Source organism: Leptolyngbya sp. PCC 6406, assembly GCF_000332095.2.
GTDB lineage: Bacteria > Cyanobacteriota > Cyanobacteriia > Phormidesmidales > Phormidesmidaceae > PCC-6406.
On record NZ_KI913949.1, the window covers coordinates 213089 to 233796 of the forward strand.

The 20708-nt window shown below is 54.1% G+C and carries 16 protein-coding genes; 9 read left to right on the forward strand and 7 right to left on the reverse strand.

Annotated features, from left to right (window positions below; translation table 11 throughout):
* Nucleotides 1-361 precede the first annotated feature (361 nt).
* The 3 genes from LEP6406_RS0200980 to LEP6406_RS0200990 form a co-directional block, all read right to left on the reverse strand.
* A complete protein-coding gene (locus LEP6406_RS0200980; RefSeq protein WP_008311518.1) occupies nucleotides 362-1129 on the reverse strand; it encodes a hypothetical protein in 768 nt (255 codons plus the stop codon).
* A gap of 79 nt (nucleotides 1130-1208) precedes the next feature.
* The gene (locus tag LEP6406_RS0200985; RefSeq protein ID WP_008311516.1) at nucleotides 1209-1481 is read right to left on the reverse strand and encodes a DUF7219 family protein; all 273 of its coding nucleotides are present in this window, start codon (nucleotides 1479-1481) and stop codon (nucleotides 1209-1211) included.
* A gap of 265 nt (nucleotides 1482-1746) precedes the next feature.
* Nucleotides 1747-2256 (reverse strand): SLOG cluster 4 domain-containing protein, encoded by a 510-nt coding sequence (locus LEP6406_RS0200990; protein ID WP_008311515.1) that lies wholly within the window; start codon nucleotides 2254-2256, stop codon nucleotides 1747-1749.
* Nucleotides 2257-2791: 535 nt separating this feature from the next.
* Between LEP6406_RS0200990 and LEP6406_RS26140 the strand changes: the two genes are divergently transcribed.
* Nucleotides 2792-4663: an alpha/beta hydrolase gene (locus tag LEP6406_RS26140; RefSeq protein ID WP_008311514.1), complete on the forward strand. Its 1872-nt coding sequence runs from the start codon at nucleotides 2792-2794 to the stop codon at nucleotides 4661-4663.
* Here the strand turns inward: LEP6406_RS26140 and LEP6406_RS0201000 are convergent.
* Nucleotides 4650-5489, reverse strand: coding sequence for a pentapeptide repeat-containing protein (locus LEP6406_RS0201000; RefSeq protein WP_008311513.1), 840 nt, complete (start codon nucleotides 5487-5489; stop codon nucleotides 4650-4652). The two genes, LEP6406_RS26140 and LEP6406_RS0201000, sit on opposite strands and share 14 nt — an antisense overlap.
* A gap of 319 nt (nucleotides 5490-5808) precedes the next feature.
* Nucleotides 5809-7572, reverse strand: coding sequence for a hypothetical protein (locus LEP6406_RS0201005; protein ID WP_008311512.1), 1764 nt, complete (start codon nucleotides 7570-7572; stop codon nucleotides 5809-5811).
* A gap of 826 nt (nucleotides 7573-8398) precedes the next feature.
* Between LEP6406_RS0201005 and pflB the strand changes: the two genes are divergently transcribed.
* Nucleotides 8399-10627, forward strand: coding sequence for a formate C-acetyltransferase (gene pflB / locus LEP6406_RS0201015; RefSeq protein ID WP_008311511.1), 2229 nt, complete (start codon nucleotides 8399-8401; stop codon nucleotides 10625-10627).
* Nucleotides 10628-10778: 151 nt separating this feature from the next.
* On the opposite strand, the gene LEP6406_RS0201020 is transcribed toward pflB, so the two are convergent.
* Nucleotides 10779-11144: a hypothetical protein gene (locus tag LEP6406_RS0201020; protein WP_008311510.1), complete on the reverse strand. Its 366-nt coding sequence runs from the start codon at nucleotides 11142-11144 to the stop codon at nucleotides 10779-10781.
* A 237-nt stretch (nucleotides 11145-11381) separates the two neighbouring features.
* Between LEP6406_RS0201020 and LEP6406_RS0201025 the strand changes: the two genes are divergently transcribed.
* Nucleotides 11382-12023: a 4Fe-4S single cluster domain-containing protein gene (locus LEP6406_RS0201025; protein WP_008311509.1), complete on the forward strand. Its 642-nt coding sequence runs from the start codon at nucleotides 11382-11384 to the stop codon at nucleotides 12021-12023.
* 47 nt (nucleotides 12024-12070) lie between these two features.
* On the opposite strand, the gene LEP6406_RS0201030 is transcribed toward LEP6406_RS0201025, so the two are convergent.
* The gene (locus LEP6406_RS0201030) at nucleotides 12071-12961 is read right to left on the reverse strand and encodes a DUF1194 domain-containing protein (RefSeq protein ID WP_008311508.1); all 891 of its coding nucleotides are present in this window, start codon (nucleotides 12959-12961) and stop codon (nucleotides 12071-12073) included.
* Between the two features lie 504 nt (nucleotides 12962-13465).
* Here LEP6406_RS0201030 and pflA point away from each other — a divergent pair.
* The 6 genes from pflA to LEP6406_RS0201070 all read left to right on the forward strand — a co-directional run bounded on the left by pflA (nucleotide 13466) and on the right by LEP6406_RS0201070 (nucleotide 20688).
* Nucleotides 13466-14188, forward strand: coding sequence for a pyruvate formate-lyase-activating protein (pflA, locus tag LEP6406_RS0201035; protein WP_008311506.1), 723 nt, complete (start codon nucleotides 13466-13468; stop codon nucleotides 14186-14188).
* Nucleotides 14189-14316: 128 nt separating this feature from the next.
* Nucleotides 14317-16965 carry a bifunctional acetaldehyde-CoA/alcohol dehydrogenase gene (adhE, locus tag LEP6406_RS0201040; RefSeq protein ID WP_008311505.1) on the forward strand — a complete coding sequence of 883 codons (2649 nt, stop codon included), beginning with the start codon at nucleotides 14317-14319 and terminating at the stop codon, nucleotides 16963-16965.
* Between the two features lie 139 nt (nucleotides 16966-17104).
* On the forward strand, nucleotides 17105-17926 hold the full coding sequence (locus LEP6406_RS31795; RefSeq protein WP_008311502.1) for an endonuclease/exonuclease/phosphatase family protein: 822 nt from the start codon (nucleotides 17105-17107) through the stop codon (nucleotides 17924-17926).
* Between the two features lie 17 nt (nucleotides 17927-17943).
* Nucleotides 17944-18462, forward strand: a complete 519-nt coding sequence (locus LEP6406_RS32525) for a hypothetical protein (RefSeq protein ID WP_008311500.1) — start codon at nucleotides 17944-17946, stop codon at nucleotides 18460-18462.
* Between the two features lie 8 nt (nucleotides 18463-18470).
* Entirely contained in the window at nucleotides 18471-18710 is a 240-nt protein-coding gene (locus tag LEP6406_RS0201060; protein ID WP_008311498.1) for a DUF2283 domain-containing protein, read from the forward strand.
* Nucleotides 18711-19263: 553 nt separating this feature from the next.
* Nucleotides 19264-20688, forward strand: a complete 1425-nt coding sequence (locus LEP6406_RS0201070) for an SNIPE associated domain-containing protein (protein WP_008311496.1) — start codon at nucleotides 19264-19266, stop codon at nucleotides 20686-20688.
* The last annotated feature ends 20 nt before the right edge of the window (nucleotides 20689-20708 follow it).

Consider the following 20708-nt stretch of genomic DNA (forward strand, 5'->3'; position numbering starts at 1 on the left):
GTGATGGGGTGGGGGAGTGATGGGGTGATGGGGTGGGGGAGTGATGGGGTGGGGGAGAGGTGACAGAGAGTTTTGAGTTTTGAGTTTTGAATTGAATTTCCCGTAGGGTGCATAGCGCTAAGGCGCGGCTTCGCCCACGCGAAGCAATGCACCGCAGAGATGCCGCGCCCAATTCAGGATGTCGCTGTAGGGGCGCGATTTCCGCGCCCAATGCAGGATGTCGCCCATGGAATTTGTGTTCTGGTGCTCTGGCTCTGCCTGGGTAACTTTGTCGGAGGCTCTGCCTCTCCTGTGTTCCGTAGGGGCAATCCCTTTGTGGCATGGAATTCCCTTTCTGCCTTCTGCCTTCTGCCTTTCGGGACTAGGGCTGGAGGGGAACCAAGGTGGCCCGATCGCCCTCAAAAACGAGGTCAAACCCAAGATTCCGAATGCGTTCCAACGCGACCGCCTGGGTTTCCTCATTGACCGCATTAGACCAGATCTGGAACCAGGAGTTGACCTGGGCTTCGGTACTGTCCGGATCCTGCTTCAGAAACTCTGCCGTATTACGGGAAACATTGGCCGCATTGGCGGCTCCGGGGGCAGAGGATTGATCCGCCCACTGGGCAGCGGTGGTAAAGGACCGCTGAGCGGCCTGGGCATCCCCTAAAAACAACAGTTCATCAATAGCCTTGTATCGCCACAAAATGTAGGACTCCGGGGGAAAGGTGGGGGAAAGGCTTTCGATCCCTTGCTCTAAAAGGCGCACCGTGGTTTCTGGCTGGGCGGCGTAGAAGGAAACCGTTCCCCATAGAAACAGGTAAGCGCCCATAAAGTAGGGATCGCGATTGACGATCACCTCAAAGAACTGGGGCGTGACGCTATAATCCGTCGCTGCCCGTGCCTCGCTATTACCGAAATACTGCAAAAAGCCCAAGAAGGTCCAGTCAGCCACCAGGTTATCAAAGCCCAGAGCAGGAGCTGATTTCCACAGTTCGAGCTGAGCCCCAGTTAATGCTTGGGCAGCAGCTTCTGCATCTACGTCGATGGTTTGTTGGCTGGTGCGAGCCTGGAGGCGAGGCATTTGCAGGACCGCCAGCCCTCCTCCGAACATCAGCACACTAATCAGAGTTCCGACAATGCTGCGCATAGCGTCGATTGTGTTGAGAGAAGCCAGTCTGTTGCGATCGGGGCAAGGGCGGAATCACCCAAATGCTATTGCCCAAGTTCTAATCTAATTCCTCGGGGGGCAACTCTGGCAGCGGAGTATCCAAAAGCGCTTTTTTAGATCGCTTCAGATCCTTCCAAAGTTTCTTGATCTGGTCGTAGGCTTCGCCAGGGGGGATTTTGCCTCCCGTCTCCAAGTTGCACAGGTAGGATACCTTACTGGCAAATTCTTGCAGATTGGAATTGAAGGTGACATTGGGCAGGCTAAACTCGCCCCAATAGCGACTGCGGGGGTTTAAAAAATCATCTCTGGAAGGAGGAGGGGAATCTGCCATAGGACAAGTTAGGTTAAGTTCAGTTGGGTCAATTAGGATCATTACTAGCATAAGCAATCTACCGCTACCGCCACCCTCCGGTGATCTAGTGGCCGAAAAAAACGCAGTAACCCTGGAGATACTCTGGCGCTTCTTTATAGCGTAGGTTGAGGGACAAAACCCACGGAACCAGCAGGACTCCTAGAGCTTCTTCGTAGCGTGCGTTGAGGGACAAAATCCACGGAACCAGAGGTTTTCCCCTAGGACTTTATTTTCTGCGAGTCCCTTAGTGGGACACAGATATCCCATGGAGGAGGTGCTGATGGATTTGGGTAATGGCTTGACTGACCTCTGCGGCCACCGTCACCGGGCTGGTGGCTAGCCCTCGGACCATAGGGGGCAGGGTGGGAGGCATTTCCATGAGCACTAGGGGGCGCTGGGCTTTTAGGGCCAACCCAATTTCCGCCAGGGTACCCGGTCCTAGGCCACAGGCGACCACCACCTGACAAGAGAGCACATTGATCGCATTGCGTCCCTGGCCCTGGTCCGTGAGGATGGGAATGTCTACGAATGGTGACATTCCCTGGGTGTTGGCTCCTGGCAAGATACCCACGACTAACCCCCCTGCGTTGTGAGCCCCTTCACTGGCGGCGGCCATGACGCCGACATTGCGGCCTCCCGTCAAGAGTACCCAGTCCTGCTGGGCAATGTGGGTGCCTAGGGCACGGGCGGTGACTTGTTGGGCTGTGGTGGCGGTTTCGCCCGGCCCCATGACCCCGATGAGGATGCTTGCCATGACTGTCCCTTGAGGTTCCTAGAGGAAAAGCAATTATGTCGGTCATCTTAGAAGACTGGGGTAGGCTCTGGTACAGGGGCATTACACCTAGTGATGGGGATAGAATGAGACAAATCTTGACCTCTATGCCCCTGTCAACTGTTGATCAGGTTGATTAGATTGTTCATTAAATTCATTAGATTAATATAAAGACCACTATCGAGAGCGGCCAACGACTCGTATCGACTGGCGAAAATAGCCTACTACCGCAGGGCGTAAATCAGCCCACTATTGTCGCGTCAGCCCAACATGTTCTGGTCCCCTCTCCCTTTGGGAGAGGGCTAGGGTGAGGGGCCGAGGTGTACCACGATAGAACGGTTAGGATATTGACGCCGCAGGGTACTACTCTGTTGACCCTCACTGTTCGGCTGAGCTAATGTCGAAGCCCTAAATTCCTCTTCCAGGGTGGGCTACTGCTTATACACATCTTGCCCGCAAGGGTGTTAGGACTTATGTATACACGGTAGCCCACCAGTTCTTGCATTTTTTTGGTGCGATGCCGCGACTCTGCTTCTCAGACCTGCGCCGAGGCATTCAACTCGGAATTCAATCCAAGATCCTTTACCTGGGGCAAACCTTGGGCCTGCTGTGGGGCAGTGCGCTCATTCTGGGAGCTGGTGGTGCAGGGGCCGTGGATCAGGTACAGGTGGACTGGGGAGTACTGAAGACTACGGTGACGATCGCGGATCTGGAGGCCGTGGCGACAACGGGCCAGGTGCCTCCTCATCTGCGGTTTTATCGTCCCCTGCTAACGGTGGCGGTGCAGCAAACCCTGACCAATCCCTTGAGCCTGGATCCGGCTATTAGCGATCGCTTCATCACTGAACTGCTGACCTCTAGCAACGGCCAACATCTATTGGAAAGGCTCTTGGCGGTGGTCCCTGGCGTTAATCCTGAGGTGTTGCAGGAGGCGATACAGACAGCGGCTGAAGATGAAAATGGGTTTAATATTTTGGCCATTCTTCGGGCGCTGCCAGGGGAAACCCTGACGCTTGAGGGCCGGAAGTTACTTTCTCTGCTGGTACAGTTGGGGCTGTCCCACCTAGAACAGGCGGCTCTGAGTGGGGTGCTCAATCGTGCCCTAGAGGCGACGCCGGTGGTAGATACGACCTTTGACCCGGCAACCCCAGGCCCTGTTGAATTTAAACTCTGGTCTTTAAAAGTACGGGACCGCGATCGCGATCGCAGCATTCCCATTGATGTTTACTGGAGCCGTCATACCCGAGGCCCCCTGGTAATCCTGTCCCATGGCTTTGGGGCTGATCGCTATTTCCTGGCCTACCTGGCCGAGCATCTCGCCTCCTACGGCCTCACGGTGGTGGCTATTGAGCATCCCGGTAGTAATGTCGCAGCCCTTTCCGAATCCACCGGGGCGATTTTGCCCGCCCAGGAATTTGTCGATCGGCCCTTGGACGTAACCCTGGTGCTAGATCGGCTGGCGGAAATCAATCAAACTACTTTTCCCCTGCGGGGGAGTTTCAACCTAGAGGAGGTGACCTTAGTGGGCCATTCTCTAGGGGGGTATACCGGGCTAGTCTTGGCGGGCGCAAGGCCAGACCAGCAGGCTCTGACCCATTTCTGTCAGGGCCTCCAAACTAACACCCTGACCCCCGCCGACTGGTTACAATGTGCCGCCACGGACCTAGTGCTGCCAGACCAGAGCCTCGCGGACGATCGCATCACCCAATTGGTGGTCATGAATCCCATCATCGGCCAACTCTTTGGGCCAGAGGGGCTACGACAGATCACGGTGCCCACCCTGATGGTGACGGGAACCCAGGACAGTGTGACGCCCATTACCACCCAGCAGCTACGTCCCTTTGATCAACTCTCCGGCCCTCGGGCCTTGGTGGCAATCATCGGTGGTACCCACCTCAGTGTCGGCGACCCGAAGAATATCAACCCCGCCTTGACCCGAATTCCCTTTATGCCGGAGTTGCCCACGGAGGAAACAGCCCAGTTGCGCCAGTATCTCCAGGGCACGGTGTTGAGTTTTCTCATGCAGCAAACGCCAGCGGCCCATCGCTATCAGCCGTTTCTCTCTGCCACCTACGCCCAATCTTTTTCGACAGAGATACTGCCGCTGCGCTATAGCAATCACCTCCCAGAGCCCGTGAGCCGCTGGCTTTGGGCACAGGAAAACCTACATCGGTATCTCACCCCCACCTGGGAACGGGTAGCCTCCCTGGCCCACCTGGAACTGATTGGGTTACAACAGCAGTTCGGTGCCTTGGGGCGACGGGCGATGGCCCGTTTTCCCTTAGCGACGACGATCCCAGTCCTGTTTGGCCCCCCCATCCCCGAGACCCCCGAGCCTCAGACTGCCTACACCGCGATCTCTGAGGGGGCCTATCCTATTCGTGAGTAAGCCCATCGGGCAAAATCGTACCCCGCAGGTCTGCGTTGCGTAGATTCGTGTAATCCATACTGGCGTTGATCATTACCGCCTCAGTGAGGATAGCCCCGCTGAGGTTTGACCAGCTCAGCTTGGCTCGGTAGAGCGTGGCCCCCCGTAGATCTGCCCCCCGCAGGGAACTCCAGCTCAGGTTGGCCCCCCGCAAATTGGCACGGGTCAAAATGGTGTTGACCATATTGCAGCCCTGGAGCTTGGCGCGGCTGAGATCCACTTGCCGAAGATCCGCCATGTCTAGCACGGCTCCGCTAAGCACTGCCCCCATCAGTTTGGCCTCGGCCAACTGGGTATAGGTGAGGGTGGCGCTGGCGAGGCTGGCCTCTTCTAGGTTGGCTCGGGTCAGATTAGCCTTGATCAGACGAGCCCGGTTGAGGCTAGCCCGCGCTAGGTGGGCCTCCTCACAAATGCTTTCATCCAGGTTGGCCTCGTTGAGGTTAGTGTCTTCCATGTGGGCGCGAGTCAGGTTGGCGCGTATCAGTAGGGCTCCCCGCAGTCCTGCCTCCGTTAGGTTGGTGTCGATGGCGATGGCGTCACTCAAGTTAGACCCAATCAGATTCCCTAGCACCATCTGGGCTCCGGTCAGGTCAGCCTTCATCAACTTGGCTTCTCGCAGATTAATGCCCCGGAGGATGGCCCCCCGCAAATCTGCACCCACCAAGTTAGCCTCCCGCAGGTTAATTTCGGATGGATTTTGGTTGCGGAGATCGGCTCCGGCTAGGTTGACCTCTCGAAAATCTCGCTCTCCCGCAGAATAGCGGGTCAGCAATTCAGTTACATCCATGACTTCAGGAACTCCTGTTGTTGGTTTACGCAAAGGGTCACCAACGGCAAACGCCATAACACCCGTTTCTTGCATTTTCTTGAGGGGAATCTGCGATGGCCAAAGGCCGGTCAAAGACCATGGCGGGTTTTCCATTTTCCAAGCAGAATCCAGAACAGCCCGGTCAAAATGGCGGAGGATGTTCCTTCCCAATTGCCTGATCGCTTAATTTTAGAGTGCCCAAGGGGTCTAATCTAGTGATCTATGGCGATTGCGAGAGCCAAAGCAGCTCTAGACAGAGTATTTCGGCTTCTAGGAGAGATCACTGTCAGATCACTGTCTAGGAGGGATCGTTGCCTCCTACCCAGCCTTCTGTCTTGCCCATAATGTCTTTGACTAACCGCTCACTAAAACCCGCTACAAAGGAGATCGCGATAAAGAAGTAGATCTTCTGGGCGGCTTTGGGGGAGTCTGTCGTTAACAGACCTGACACCACGCCGGATTCTAGGGCCGCCATTAGGAAAACGGCGAAGGCCATACCTACCACGGGCCGAAAGAAGCCCACGAGGAACAAATCGAGATGGGTGTGCTGCTGGCGTTCGATGAAGTCGCTGGCGCGAACGATAACGCTGACAAAACTCCCTAGGGCTCCAGCGGAAACGACGGCCAAAATCAGGGGAACATCGATGGTGTCGATGCCTCGGAGAATACCATCTAGGGCCAGAATCACCTGGCGTTGCAACATTTGTTCCCAGGTCTCGGCGGTGCCACTCCAGGGGTACGGGGCGGTATTGGAGGTGGAGGACACTGATCTGGAGATGGCGATTGTTGAGCTTGTCTTCCCCTGATTTGGGGTGGGTGCAGAGAAGGTTTGGGATGTCAGAGCGTTGTCCATGAGGGTGCGGGTGCGATGGAGGGTGGCGTTGTGCTCTTCCAAGGCTTGGATCAGGGTGGTCTTAAGGGTGGCAAGGTCTTGGCTAATTGCGATCGCGCGCTGCTGGTTTGTGGTCAACTCTGCCCAGGGGATGGCCTGATCTGTCGGGGTGGAGGGGATAGGGGTAGAGGGAGGGACAGAGGGAGGGACAGAGGGGGTAGACTCCGTCAGCCCTGGTGCTGGGTTGGCACTAGAGACCTCCAGGGGTGGGGTCTTCTGCCCCTGGGCGGTCTGCCGAGACAGGTCCGCCAGCAGGTCTTTCTGGGTCTGGAGCCCGGTTTGCAGTTCCTCCAACAGGTTTTGCTGCTGCGCTAGGGACGCCTCTTCCTGCGCCATCAGAGGTTCTAGGGGGGTGAGCAATGCCTGGGCGCTGTTGATCTGGGTTTCTAGAAACCCAGATCGGGCTTGGCTGGTGGCGAGTTCTCCTTCATAGGTCTTGAGGCTGTCGTACAGCTCATTAATTTCCAAGTACTGGTAGCGTACACCGCTGGTAAAAAACAGGACCGATAGGGTGGCGGGTACGGCTGCAAAGAGCATCAAAAACCAGGTCAGACCTGATAACAATCGATGGTGGGGCGTCCCTGAGGTTCGTAACAGTAGACAGGCCAAGGGGTTGGGATGCTGGCCTAGCTTAATCGCCAGCTCTCGTCGCAAGCAGCGGACAAAGAGGAGATTCCGACGACCCGGTTTGGGATCAGGGGTTAGGAGGGCTGCGATCGCAAGTTCAAATTCCGGCAACACCTCCGGTCTCTGACGCACTGCCGGGAGCAGGGTAAACAGGCGGGATAACTCCACCTGTACCGCCTTACTGAGGGGGGCGGTGGCCATGGTTTGTCGCATTTGATCGATCAGTAACTGCAAGGCGGCTTCGGTGGTAGGGGTGTCCGGTGGCCCTTCTCGGTTCTGCCGTGCTTCTCCTTCCGGCGTCAGGGCCGCTTGCACCCAGGCCCACACCATATCTCGCTGATGCAGGCGATCCAGGTCTTTTAGTAAATGGCTGATCTCAGCCGCCACACTCGGTTCCAAAGCTTGCCGTTCTAGGGTGTCCCGCAACTGCACCACCAATGAGGAGGGTAGAGGGGGTGACTCCGTAGTCCAGGGCCGGGGAGGTACAAGGGACTGGGACGAACTGCCATTGGGTTGGGGAGAAGTGGCTTGGGGAGTAGTCATAGATACATTCCTGAAGGATCAATGGTCCTAAGACCCCGTAGGATGTGTTGACGCCTCCTCCTAGATCCGCCGTTCCCTACCCTTACCCCTCAGCACCCTCACCCCTCACCCCTCACCCCTCACCCCTGGTAAACACCTCTATGCCCAAAGGGGGACTGTGTCTTTACGCTTGTGGAATGGGCCTCTGGCCTGCCCTGCCCTCAGAAAACCGTCATCTATTGATATTTGCCTATGGGCTAGAAAGGTTGGGGCAGACCATGAATCAAGTTGACGCCACGGGCTATTTTTTACTTTGAGAAACTAAGGGAAACAGGCGACAGAAATAAGGATATATCGTAAATTTTTAGCGTTATTTGTTTAGGTGGAAAAGGCGAATATCTGGAGAAGCTAACACCTTACTTGAGGTGAAATTTGCAACATTCAGTTAAAATATCTAGTTAAGAATAACCTCAACTCTTGTTAAGTTTATCGGTAAGTTTATCGGGCTGCATGGGCAGAACCATAAGGCTTAAAGGCCCGTGAACCTGGGGATCGCACTAATACCACGGCCAAATCATGGTACAAAGACCACGAATGGGTGCCGAACCAGCCCTATTGGGAAAACCTGAGGTCAAGAGAAGTGACTGGTTTGCAACCTTTCGAGATATTCTGTTAGTTCTTCTCAGGAAGATGAAACGTCTGGTTAAGGGGTAGTCACCCTGGGCGAGAGGATAACTCTACACTGGAGACAGATAAGTTTGGAGGGATAAAGAATTCGGTTTTCAGCCGCCATATAAATCTGTTCTTTATCTTTTGTCTTCACAGCAGCTCAACGGGAGATTTTCCCATGTTTGATCAGTGGATCGGTTTTAAGTCCGGAATCTGGATGCAGTCCATCGACGTGCGTAACTTCATCCAAAGCAACTACGCCCCCTATGAGGGGGATGCTCAGTTTCTATCAGGGGCAACGGAGCGTACTGAGGGGCTTTGGCGGCAGGTTTTGGCGTTGATGAATGAGGAGCGCGATCGCGGCATCCTCGACGTAGACACGGCCCTGCCCACCAGCATTACCGCCCATGCTCCTGGCTATCTGGACCAGGGGGCGGAGCAAATCGTCGGCCTGCAAACGGACAAACCCCTGAAGCGGGCGATCATGCCCTTTGGCGGCATCCGGGTGGTGAAAAAGTCCCTGGAAGCCTACGGCTACGAGCTGGATCCTCAAACGGAGGAGGTCTTTACGAAATACCGCAAGACCCACAATGATGGGGTCTTTGATGCCTACACCAAGGAAATGCGGCTGGTGCGCCGATCTGGCATTGTCACCGGACTGCCGGATGCCTATGGTCGGGGCCGAATCATCGGTGACTATCGCCGGGTGGCTCTCTATGGGATGGATCGGCTGATTGATGACAAGAAGGCTCAGCAGGAATCCCTCGAAGTGGATGCCATCACGGAGGAGGTGATTCGCCTGCGGGAGGAACTGTCGGAACAGATCCGCGCCCTGTTTGAGCTGAAGGAGATGGCGATCGCCTATGGGTTTGACATTGGTCGCCCTGCCGCCAATGCCCAGGAGGCGATCCAGTGGCTGTACTTTGGCTACCTGGGGGCGGTGAAGGAACAGAATGGCGCGGCCATGTCCCTGGGCCGGGTGTCTACCTTCCTGGATGTGTACTGCGATCGCGATCTCCAGAACGGCCTGTTCACCGAGTCTGAACTCCAGGAATTCATCGACCACTTCGTCATGAAGCTACGCATGGTGCGCTTCCTGCGGGATCCTCTCTATAACCAGCTCTTTTCCGGTGATCCCACCTGGGTGACGGAATCCATCGGCGGCATGGGGAATGACGGGCGACCCCTAGTGACGAAAACCAGCTTCCGGTTTCTCCACACCCTCTATACCCTTGGCCCTGCGCCGGAACCCAACCTAACGGTGCTATGGTCCGAGCGGTTGCCATTGAACTTCCGCCGCTACTGCGCTCAGGTTTCCATCGACACCAGCTCTATTCAGTATGAAAACGATGACCTGATGCGGGACTACTACGGGGATGACTACGGCATCGCCTGCTGCGTATCGGGGATGAAGATCGGCAAGCAAATGCAGTTCTTTGGGGCGCGGGTGAACCTGGCCAAAGCCCTACTCTATGCCATCAACGGCGGCAAGGATGAAAAATCTGGGGATCAAATCGCCCCCCACTATGCCCCCATCACTGGGGACGTGCTGGACTACGACGAGGTCATGGCCCGCTATGACCTGATGCTGGATTGGCTGGCCAGGGTGTATGTCAACACCCTCAACGTCATCCACTATATGCATGACAAATACTGCTACGAGCGCCTGGAAATGGCGCTCCATGATCGCGATGTCTATCGCACCATGGCCTGTGGCGTAGCGGGGCTGTCAGTGGTGGCGGATGCCCTATCAGCGATCAAGCATAGTCAGGTGAAGGTGATCCGCAACGATGACGGGCTGGCAGTGGATTACGAACTGGCCGGGGACTATCCCGCCTTTGGCAACAATGATGAACGGGTGGATGCGATCGCTGCCGATTTGGTGGAACGGTTCATGAACAAGGTGCGGCAGCATCCCACCTACCGCAATGCCGTGCCCACCCAGTCCATCCTCACCATCACTTCCAATGTGGTCTACGGCAAAAAGACCGGCAGTACCCCCGATGGCCGCAAGGCCGGGGAACCCTTTGCCCCTGGGGCCAACCCCATGCACGGGCGGGATACCAAGGGAGCCGTTGCCGCTCTAGAATCCGTGGCCAAACTGCCCTATGAGCACGCCCAGGATGGGATTTCCTACACCTTCTCCATCGTGCCCAAGGCGCTGGGGAAAACAGAGGGCGATCGCATTGATAACCTAGTCAGCCTGTTGGATGGTTATACCCTCAACAGCGGCCACCATATCAATATCAATGTGCTGAACCGGGAAACCCTACTGGATGCCATGGAGCATCCTGAGCAGTATCCCCAACTCACCATCCGGGTGTCGGGCTACGCGGTCAACTTCATCAAGCTCACCCGTGAGCAACAGATGGACGTGATCAGCCGTACCTTCCACGAACGGATTTAGCCCTGACGAGTGGAGAAACCCGGTTTCTGGGGTGACCCTATAGACTCTGGGTCACCCCAGAAACCGGTTGCTACCCTCCATGAAAAACCCCCTCCCTTAGAGGCGTAATGCCGTACTAAGGGAGGGGGCAAGATTAACCATCGGGCTTAGCTTAGAAGCCTGTGTCGGAGTCCGTCGCAGTTTCGCAGGCTGAGGCAAGACAGTCCACCATAACCACCTGGATCAAAAAGTTACCTTCATAGGGGGCGGTGACGATGGGGAGATTATCCACCAAGGTATCACTACTAACCAATTCACCAGACCCAGCATCGTAGAGATAGATATCCAAATCAGAACAGTTGTCGTCGCAGATGCCATAGACATTCTCGTCGGTAAACAGATACCCCTCATAGGTCACTGACTCACCCGAACTTAACCAGTCCATACGCGACTGAGCCTGAGCCAAGCCCGCAGACCCCAACACCGCGATCGCACCCATTACCGTTGCGATCCCTGCTTTCCAATTCAACCGAGTCATCGTGGTTTTCCTTTGAGTATGGGGTAAAAAAGCTCACAGCAGCAACGCAGTGGCCCATGTAATTCTACTTATCAGGATTCCCAATTCACGTCATTAATCACACATGATTTACCGGAAATCGCAGACTCTCTTCCCCCAAGAATTCCCCTCTCCTGAGCAGTTCAGCCTAGAAGTTTCCATCCCGTCCCCGTCCCGTCCCTATCCCGTCCCCATCGTCATCTCTCCTGAAAACTTCCCATGATGAACGTCGTCCCCCATCCCTATGACACGCTGATCCCACCGGGTTATGTCAATCTAATGGGCTTGATCAAAAAGTCTACGGTGAATGGCCCCGGCTGTCGGGCGGTGGTTTGGGTGCAGGGTTGCGATCGCGCTTGTCCAGGTTGCTTTAATCCCGCCTCGTGGCCCTTTGAGATCAACCAGCTTGTCTCCATTGAGGAAATTGTCGAAACCGTTCTCAGCGAGCCCAGCCACGAAGGCATCACCTTCTCCGGTGGCGAACCCTTTTGGCAAGCCCCGGCTCTAGCGGAGGTGGCGCGTCGCATTAAAGCCGCAGGGCTTAACGTGATGTCTTTTACGGGCTTTACCCTAGAAGCCCTCCAGCGGCAGGATGCCCCCACCGGAGCCGCCGACCTCCTAGCCCAGTTGGATTTGCTGATCGATGGCCCCTATGTCCAAACCCAGGCTATCCATGATCCCACCTCTCCGGTGTCTTCCCGCAATCAACGGGTGCGGGTGTTGAATTCGGCATTGCGCGATCGCATCACCTGGGCCAGCGACCAAATCGAAATCCACGTCCTCAAGGACGGCAGCCGCATCGTCACCGGCTACCTGGGTAGCCTCGACCCCGATGGGTCATGGGGTCGAAAAATCCCGTAGGCTGGGCACCGCTCACCAAGCCCACCCTACCTACGCCCGCGTTGCTGCTACCCCTGGAACCCTTGGCGCTTAGCAACCCCCAGACCCACCAAGCCAAACACCATCAAAGCCCCCGTCGTCATCGGCTCTGGCACACCGATGGGTGGCTCCGTAATCTCCCGCTGAATCTTGGCCAGCGCCGCCGTCTCAAAGTCATCAAAACTGGAGGCCACCTGTATGAATGATCCCGTACCCCCAATCACATTGTTGGCAAAGTAATCATCCAGGTCGGGAAAATTCGGATCCCCCAGGATGGGCAAGCCATTGATGATAATGCCTTGATCCAAAACATCCTGACGGGCTGCACTCAACACATCCAGACAGACAGAGCCACACCCTGCGGTGCCTTCCCGGTTGCGGTTTTGGATGCCGTCACCAGAGATATCAAGGATGCGGCGATCGCTCGTAAACAAATCAGTGTTAAACAAAGTCAGCGCATGATCCATCGCCCCGGCAATATTCGTCCATTCACCAACGCTAGCAGTTCCCGGTCGGGGGGTGGCCTCAATGGCATCGGCAAAGGCCAAAACCGATGCCGCATCCGTCAGGTGAACCCAGTCAAGGGTTGTGGTTGGCCGAGTGGCCCAATAGGAGAAAGCCACCGCAATCCCCCCAGGGGTAGCACCAATATTCTGAATCAGATCAGTATTCCGAAAAGCATTGGCATAGCCCTGGCGTTGGAGATTAAACTCACTGGCATTAATGCTGCCAGAGACATCTACCGACAGCACCAGCTTGGTGCCCACCAGGGTCGCGCTGTAGGCCGCCGAAGCGAAAGCCATGGTCAGGGCCAGCAGTCCGCTGGCCAAGCCTGCTACCCGCAGGGACTTCAGGGAAAATCGACACCATTGACCACCACTAGGCAAGCCTGGTTTGCAAGGAGAAGATCGGTCTACCATTTCCATTACCTCAGGAGTCTTACGCAGATGTTGAGTAAGGGGACAAATTTGATACCTAGGTATCGAACTTGTCTCATCCAAAAGATGGCGAACTTACGCAATTTCCCTGATTTTGATGGTGCATTGCTAACCTGCGGACAACGCGACACCTTGGGGCAATATCTGTCACCCCGAATGCACCCCACCCCTAGACCGGATTACCCGGTACAGGGTGGGTTTAAACCCCACCTCTGGATCACCCGGTACAGGGCGGGTTTTGACTGACCAATGCCTGATTACCCGGTACAGGGCAGGTTTTGACTGATCAATGCCTGATCACCCGGTACAGGGCGGGTTTTGACTGTCCAATGCCTGATTACCCGGTAGATTCTGGCTAAACCCGCCCCTACGACCCGCCCTACGACCCGCCCCTACGGCACCCCAACGCCCCAACGCCCCAATACCCCAACACCCCAATACCCTCACACTCCCCCACTCCCCCACTCCCCCACTCCCCCACTCCCCATGACCACCGGACGCATTCACTCCATCGAAACCTGCGGCACCGTAGACGGGCCAGGGCTGCGGTTTGTGGTATTCACCCAGGGCTGTCCCCTGCGGTGTTTGTACTGCCACAACCCCGACTGCCGCCATCCCGAAGATGGTCGGATGGTGACCGTGGATGAGCTGATTCAAGAAATCAAAAAATATCGCAGCTACCTGCGGCGGGGGGGAGTTACCGTCAGCGGCGGTGAACCCCTGATGCAGCCGGAATTTGTCGGAGAAATTTTTCGGCGCTGCCATGAACTGGGCTTGCACACCGCCCTCGACACTTCTGGCTACGTCCTGCTCGACCATGCCAAACCCGTTGTGGCGCAGGCAGATTTAGTTCTTTTGGATATCAAGTCCTATGATCCCGATCTTTATCAGCGGGTTACCCACGTCAGTCTGGAACCCACGCTACGCTTTGCCCAATATCTAGCAGAAATCGGCAAACCGACCTGGATTCGGTTTGTCCTAGTGCCGGGACTCACTGATCCTGCCGCCAATGTGGACGGGTTAGCCCAATTTGTCGCTACCCTGCCCAACGTCGAGCGGGTCGAAGTGCTGCCCTTTCACCAAATGGGAGCCTACAAATGGGAACAACTGGGCTACGACTACGCCCTCAAAGACACCCCCCCCGCCAGTGCCGAGCTGGTGCAGACCACTCGCGATCGCTTTATCGCCCAAGGGGTGACTGTGGTGTAGGGGGTGAATGGATCATCAAACTCCCCAACCCCTAACCCATTCCCCACCCTCCACCCTTTACCCTCCCCCCTTCACCCTTTACCCTCCACCCCCCACCCTCTACACCACACAGCACACGGAGAAACCCCATGACCGTCAACACTCTCGACACTCTGCAAGCCCTGATCCAACGGGTAAAAGCCGCCCAAGCCCAGTACGCCACATTCACCCAGGCCCAAGTGGATCGCATCTTTCAGCAAGCGGCCCTCGCCGCCAACACCCAGCGAATTCCCCTGGCCAAGCAGGCGGTACAGGAGACCGGCATGGGGGTAGTTGAGGACAAGGTGATTAAAAATCACTTTGCCTCAGAGATGATTTACAACCGCTATAAAAACGAGAAAACCTGCGGGGTGATCGAAGCGGATGAAGCCTACGGCATTGAGAAAATCGCTGAGCCCGTCGGTATCCTAGCCGGGATCGTGCCGACGACGAACCCCACGTCTACCGCTGTTTTCAAAGCCCTGCTGGCCCTGAAAACTCGAAACGGTATTATCTTTTCCCCCCACCCCAGGGCCAAGGGCTGCACCATCGAGGCGGCGCGGATTGTGCGGGATGCCGCCGTAGCCGCTGGAGCCCCCCCCGACATCATCGGCTGGATCGACGTGCCCACGGTGGAACTGTCCCAAACCCTGATGAGCCACCCTGACATCAAGCTGATCCTGGCCACGGGTGGCCCCGGCATGGTGAAAGCGGCCTACTCCTCCGGCCATCCTTCCCTAGGAGTCGGCGCAGGCAACACCCCAGCGGTGATCGACAGCAGCGCCCACCTCAAAATGGCCGTCAACTCCATCCTACTCAGCAAAACCTTTGACAACGGCATGATCTGCGCCAGTGAGCAATCGGTGATTGTGGTGGATCAGGTCTACGACCAAGTGCGCCAGGAGTTCGCCGAGCGGGGAGCCTATTTCCTCACAGCAGAGGATCTGCCCAAGGTGCGGGCCATGATCCTCAAGGACGGTCGCCTGAATGCGGCGATCGTGGGCCAGTCCATTGCCGCCCTAGCAACCCTAGCCGGGATCACGGTACCCGCTGGAGCCCGCCTGATCATTGGCGAAGTGGAGACCATCGGCACTGAGGAACCCTTTGCCTATGAGAAACTCTCTCCCATCCTGGCCATGTATCGCGCCCCAAACTTTAGTACCGCCGTGGAGATGGCGGAAGCACTCGTCCAGTTTGGCGGACGGGGCCATACCTCGGTACTCTATATCGACCCAGCCCACCACGACCAGATCCATACCTTTGAGCAACGGCTGACTACGGCGCGGGTGTTGATCAATACCCCTTCCTCCCAGGGGGCGATCGGCGACCTGTACAACTTCAAACTAGACCCTTCCCTCACCCTGGGCTGTGGCACCTGGGGCGGCAACTCCGTCTCGGAGAACGTCGGTCCCCACCATCTGCTCAATATCAAAACGGTGACGGAGCGGCGGGAGAATATGCTCTGGTTCCGAGTGCCGCCCAAGATCTATTTCAAATACGGCTGTCTACCCACAGCCCTGAAGGATCTGAAAGGACGGCAGCGAGCCTTCATCATTACCGACAAGCCCCTGTTTGATCTGGGGATCTGCGATCGCCTCACCCAATCCCTAGACGAACTGGGCATCCGTCACGAAATCTTCCACGACGTAGAACCCGACCCCTCCCTGGATACGGTGATGCGGGGGCTGGATGTGATGAACAAGTTCAACCCCGATGTGATCATCCCCATCGGCGGTGGCTCCCCCATGGATGCGGCCAAGGTTATGTGGCTGATGTACGAACATCCCGACACGGAGTTCGACAGTCTGGCCATGCGGTTTATGGACATCCGCAAGCGGGTTTACGAACTGCCGCCCCTGGGTCAAAAGGCCATCCTGGTGGCGATCCCTACCACGTCGGGCACCGGGTCGGAGGTGACCCCCTTCGCGGTGGTCACGGACAATCGCACCGGGATGAAGTATCCCCTAGCGGACTATGCCCTGACCCCCAATATGGCGATCGTCGATCCGGAACTGGTGCTCCACATGCCCAAGGCCCTCACCGCCTACGGCGGCATCGATGCCCTCACCCACGCCCTAGAAGCCTATGTGTCTGTCCTAGCTTCGGACTACACCAACGGCATCGCCCTGGAGGCCATTCGCCTGCTGTTCAAGTACCTACCCAGGGCCTACGAAAATGGGGCCAGTGATCCCAAGGCACGGGAAAAAGTCCACTACGCTGCCACCATGGCTGGCATGGCCTTCGCCAATGCCTTTCTGGGGGTCTGCCACTCCCTGGCCCACAAGCTGGGCTCCACGTTCCACGTCCCCCACGGTCTGGCTAATGCCCTGCTGATCTCCCACGTCATCCGCTACAACGCCACCGATGCCCCCTTTAAGCAGGCCATCTTCCCCCAATACAAGTACCCCAATGCCAAGTTCCGCTATGCCCGCATCGCGGATCACCTAGGGCTGGGGGGCACCACGGAGGATGAAAAGGTGGAAAAACTGGTGGCGGCGATCGAGGCGCTGAAGCATCGCCTCAATATCCCCGACAGCATTCATGATGTGATTCCGGAGGTGGATAAGCAGTTCTACGCCGAAGTGGAGGAGATGGCCGAAAATGCTTTCGATGACCAATGCACGGGCGCAAATCCCCGCTATCCCCTAATCGCGGATCTCAAGGAACTCTATCTCCTCGCCCATCGCGGCTGCCGCATCGATGCGGCGCTCTACAACCAGGATGATACGGAGGTGGTTGAGGAAGCGGCTGGCGTTTAGGGTACCGCTATGATTGGCAGCGATCGCTTCAGCGATGGTGCGATCGCTTTTCGTAAACTATGATCAGGAACCAGAAACGGTTGTGAGATGAGTCCATAGACTGTACTTATAATAAAGTATCAGAATTGAGATTTGCTGGATGGTTGCCTTTCTCTTCTGGAATATCAACAAGAATAAAGCCACCTTGCCCCTCATTGCCGATATTGGTGAGTTGTACAGCATTGACATAATCTTGCTGGCAGAATGCACGATTGAACCAGGAGAGTTGCTGTCTCAACTCAATCATGGGCGAGACAATAAGTATTTCTATTTTGGATTCAGCAGGTGCGAAAAGATAGTTGTATTGACCCGCTTTAATGAAGCTAGCTTTATACGACCCGTTGCTGAGTCAAGCCGAGTAACTATTCGGCATCTTCAGATGCCTGGATTAATCGATATATTGATTGCAGGCACACACCACATTAGCAAAAATCATTCAAGTCCTACGAGCCAATATTCAATGGCCGAAGAACTCTCGCGTCTGATCAAGGATGCAGAAAAAAACGTAGGACATTCTCGAACAGTGCTAGTAGGCGATTTAAATATGAATCCTTTTGAAGAAGGCTTAGTTAGTGCTGGGGCATTACATGCAGTCTCTTCTCAGCAAATAGCACTGAGAAATACTCGGAAAGTACAAGGTACTGAATACCCTTTCTTCTATAATCCCATGTGGAATTTCCTGGCAGATGTACATGCAGATCCCCCTGGAACCTATTACTACTGCGCATCAGATCATATGTCATATTTTTGGAATGTTTTTGATCAAGTCCTGATCAGACCAGACCTAATCAACCGATTTGCGTTTCAAAATTTGAAGCGATTGTTAGAGATTGGTACAACCTCTTTGCTCTCGGGCAAAGGTATTCCCAGGAAAAACGTGTATTCTGATCATCTGCCAATAATATTTTCTTTGGATCTGTAATTTAAGGGAATGGACAAATGTCTAGGAATTTATGGCCTGAAGACTTAGTTGCTTCTCAATTTCGTTCACCAGTTGTAATTTTGAAAGAGCAAGCAGCTTTCTTAGAAAGACATACTAATAATATTGTTTCAGCCTTAGTCAAAAACGTCGAGGACTCGGCAACAAAAAATCCTTTTGTTTCCTCCAGCCTTGCAATATCTGCCGCCTCCAGCCTTGAAATATCTGGCACCGCTTCTCTTCTCAGATCACAAGCACAAATCAATAATACTCGATTGTTTGCCTATGACTTTTACATCACTGCGCCTGCACTCGGCAACTACCGATACCTCCTTTTCAGGATATCTCATGGCTTTGATGATGTGTATCCAACCACCATTTTTGTTGATGGAGACTTAAGACAAGAACTACAAGTTGAATCAGATCGCCTAGTGGCGAATTCCGAACAAGAATTTGAAGAGTGTCTAGCTGAAATTTTCAAGACGGCTAAAACCAAAAAGGTCATTTCTGTTTTGTTCTCTCAAGTTCAAAGTGCTTAGGTGTAAGTATGGCCCTAACTCAATTCGTCGAGATTAATCGCCATCTAAACATTGCTAAGGCTCTGCAAACTGTGGAACAGCGCCCCTGCTGGATGATGTTTGACGCTGAAGCTGACGTTTTATATCTCAATTTCCAGAATCCTGCTCAAGTCGCGACTGATAGCGAAGTAACGGATGATGATGTGGTGATTCGCTACGCAGGAGAAGAGGTGATCGGCCTCACAATTTTGTCCGTCAGCCAACGGTAATTTGCAAAGTCTGCCTGTTGCTTGAAAACCGCGATCGCCCCAACATATGGAGCGATCGCGCTAAACCGACTCAGGATCGATCCCTAACTCTCTCAATTTCTCGGCTAGGCGGTTTGCCCGTGAGTCCTCTTGGGCGATGCGCTCTTCTGGCGTACTCAACCACTGCCCGTTTTCGTTGTACCAATAGAGCCACTCGCGATCGTGCCCTAGATACGTGCCGCGCGATCTCTCCAAATCATGGCCAAAATGACTTCGAGCAAGTTGGGAATCAGGTGCTGCAACTCGTTATCCACGGGGGTATCGTCTGGGCGGACAACTTAGCGGAGGAGGGTAAGCATTGCCTGGAGTCGAACTGTGAAACCATCGCTGCTGTGAGTCAGGCCAGTGGCTCTATCTTAACGACTGGGGTGTTGGCGATAGCCTGTCTAAAGGACAATTGCCTGAGCATACTTGAGATTGGAGGTGAGATCCTCTCAGTGATGGGGCGATTGCTTTTCTATTTGTGTGAAATATTTTTACCGTACATCAATAAATTGTTGATTATGCCCAGGTAATGGGAAAAAGTGTTCATCTTATCTCTTATCCTTCCATGTATTTCCTACTATTTCTACTTGCAATCGGCTTTGTGACAGCAGCAGCGTTCTTCTATCAGCAGCTTCAAAAGAGTAAAGACGAATACAAAATTGCAGAGCAACGTGCTCAAGAAGCTGACAAAAAATTGAAAGCTGCTGACAGAAAGTATGGCGGCATAATCTCCAAAGAAGAAACTATTAAGAAGCTCGATACAAAGATTGTTGTACTTCGCGATCGTCTCAAGCAGCTACAGCAACAAGCCGACTTTCAAGAACAAGAAATTAATCACAAAATCGGTACGTTAACGGAGAAACTATCTAAGCTTGAAGAAAAAGACTTTGTTGAAGAATTTGGTTTCTATGAATCAAAATATGATTTTCAGGAGGCAACAGAGTACAGAGAGCGTTTAGACGAGATTCGAGCCAAGCAAAAGCAATTCATTAAGGACAAAACCGCAGCAGTTTGCAATACGGAATGGACTGTCGCAGGAAGTAAGCGTGAAGGCCAAAAAATGGTCAATAGCTTTCTCAAACTTGTGCTTCGAGCCTTCAATGGCGAATGTGACTCGGCAGTGAGCAAGGTTAAATACAACAACGTTAATACGATGGAGAACCGTATTCAGAAAGCCTACAATGCTCTCAATAAACTTTCTGAAACGACTCACTGTGAAATCACACCTGAATACCTGGCCTTAAAGCTTGATGAATTACATCTAACTCACGAATATCAAGAGAAAAAGCAAGAGGAACAGGAAGAACAGCGAAGAATTCGTGAGCAAATGCGTGAAGAGGAACGTGTCGCAAAGGAACTAGAGAAAGCAGGCAAAGAAGCTGAGAGAGAAGAGAGACAGTATCAGGAAGCTCTAGAGAAGGCTAGAAAAGAGGCTAAAAGTGCGACTGGAGATCTACAAAGAAAACTGCAAGCCCAGATAGAAGAATTACAGAAGAGAGTTCAAGAAGCCGAAGCTAATAAGGAGAGGGCAATTTCTCAGGCTCAGTTAACTAAATTTGGACACGTCTACATCATTTCCAATATTGGGTCTTTTGGCGAAAACGTTTATAAGATTGGAATGACAAGAAGGCTCATACCAGAGGAGCGTGTAAAAGAACTCGGAGACGCTTCTGTTCCCTTTCCATTTGACGTTCACGCAATGATTTCTTGTGAGAATGCTCCCGAGCTGGAAAATAGACTACATAAGATTTTTGACGAGCAGCGCATTAACAGCATCAACACGCGAAAAGAATTCTTCAGAGTATCTCTTGAAGAAATTGCTGAGGCTGTCAAGCAAATTGACAAGGAACTACAAACCTGTACATCAGACCTTAAAATAACTAAGGTTGCCGAAGCTGTTGAATATCGTAAGTCCTTAGCAAAAGCAAGAAGTCAACAGGTAGTTAAAGTTTAATTCAGTGCCGATAGGAGCGA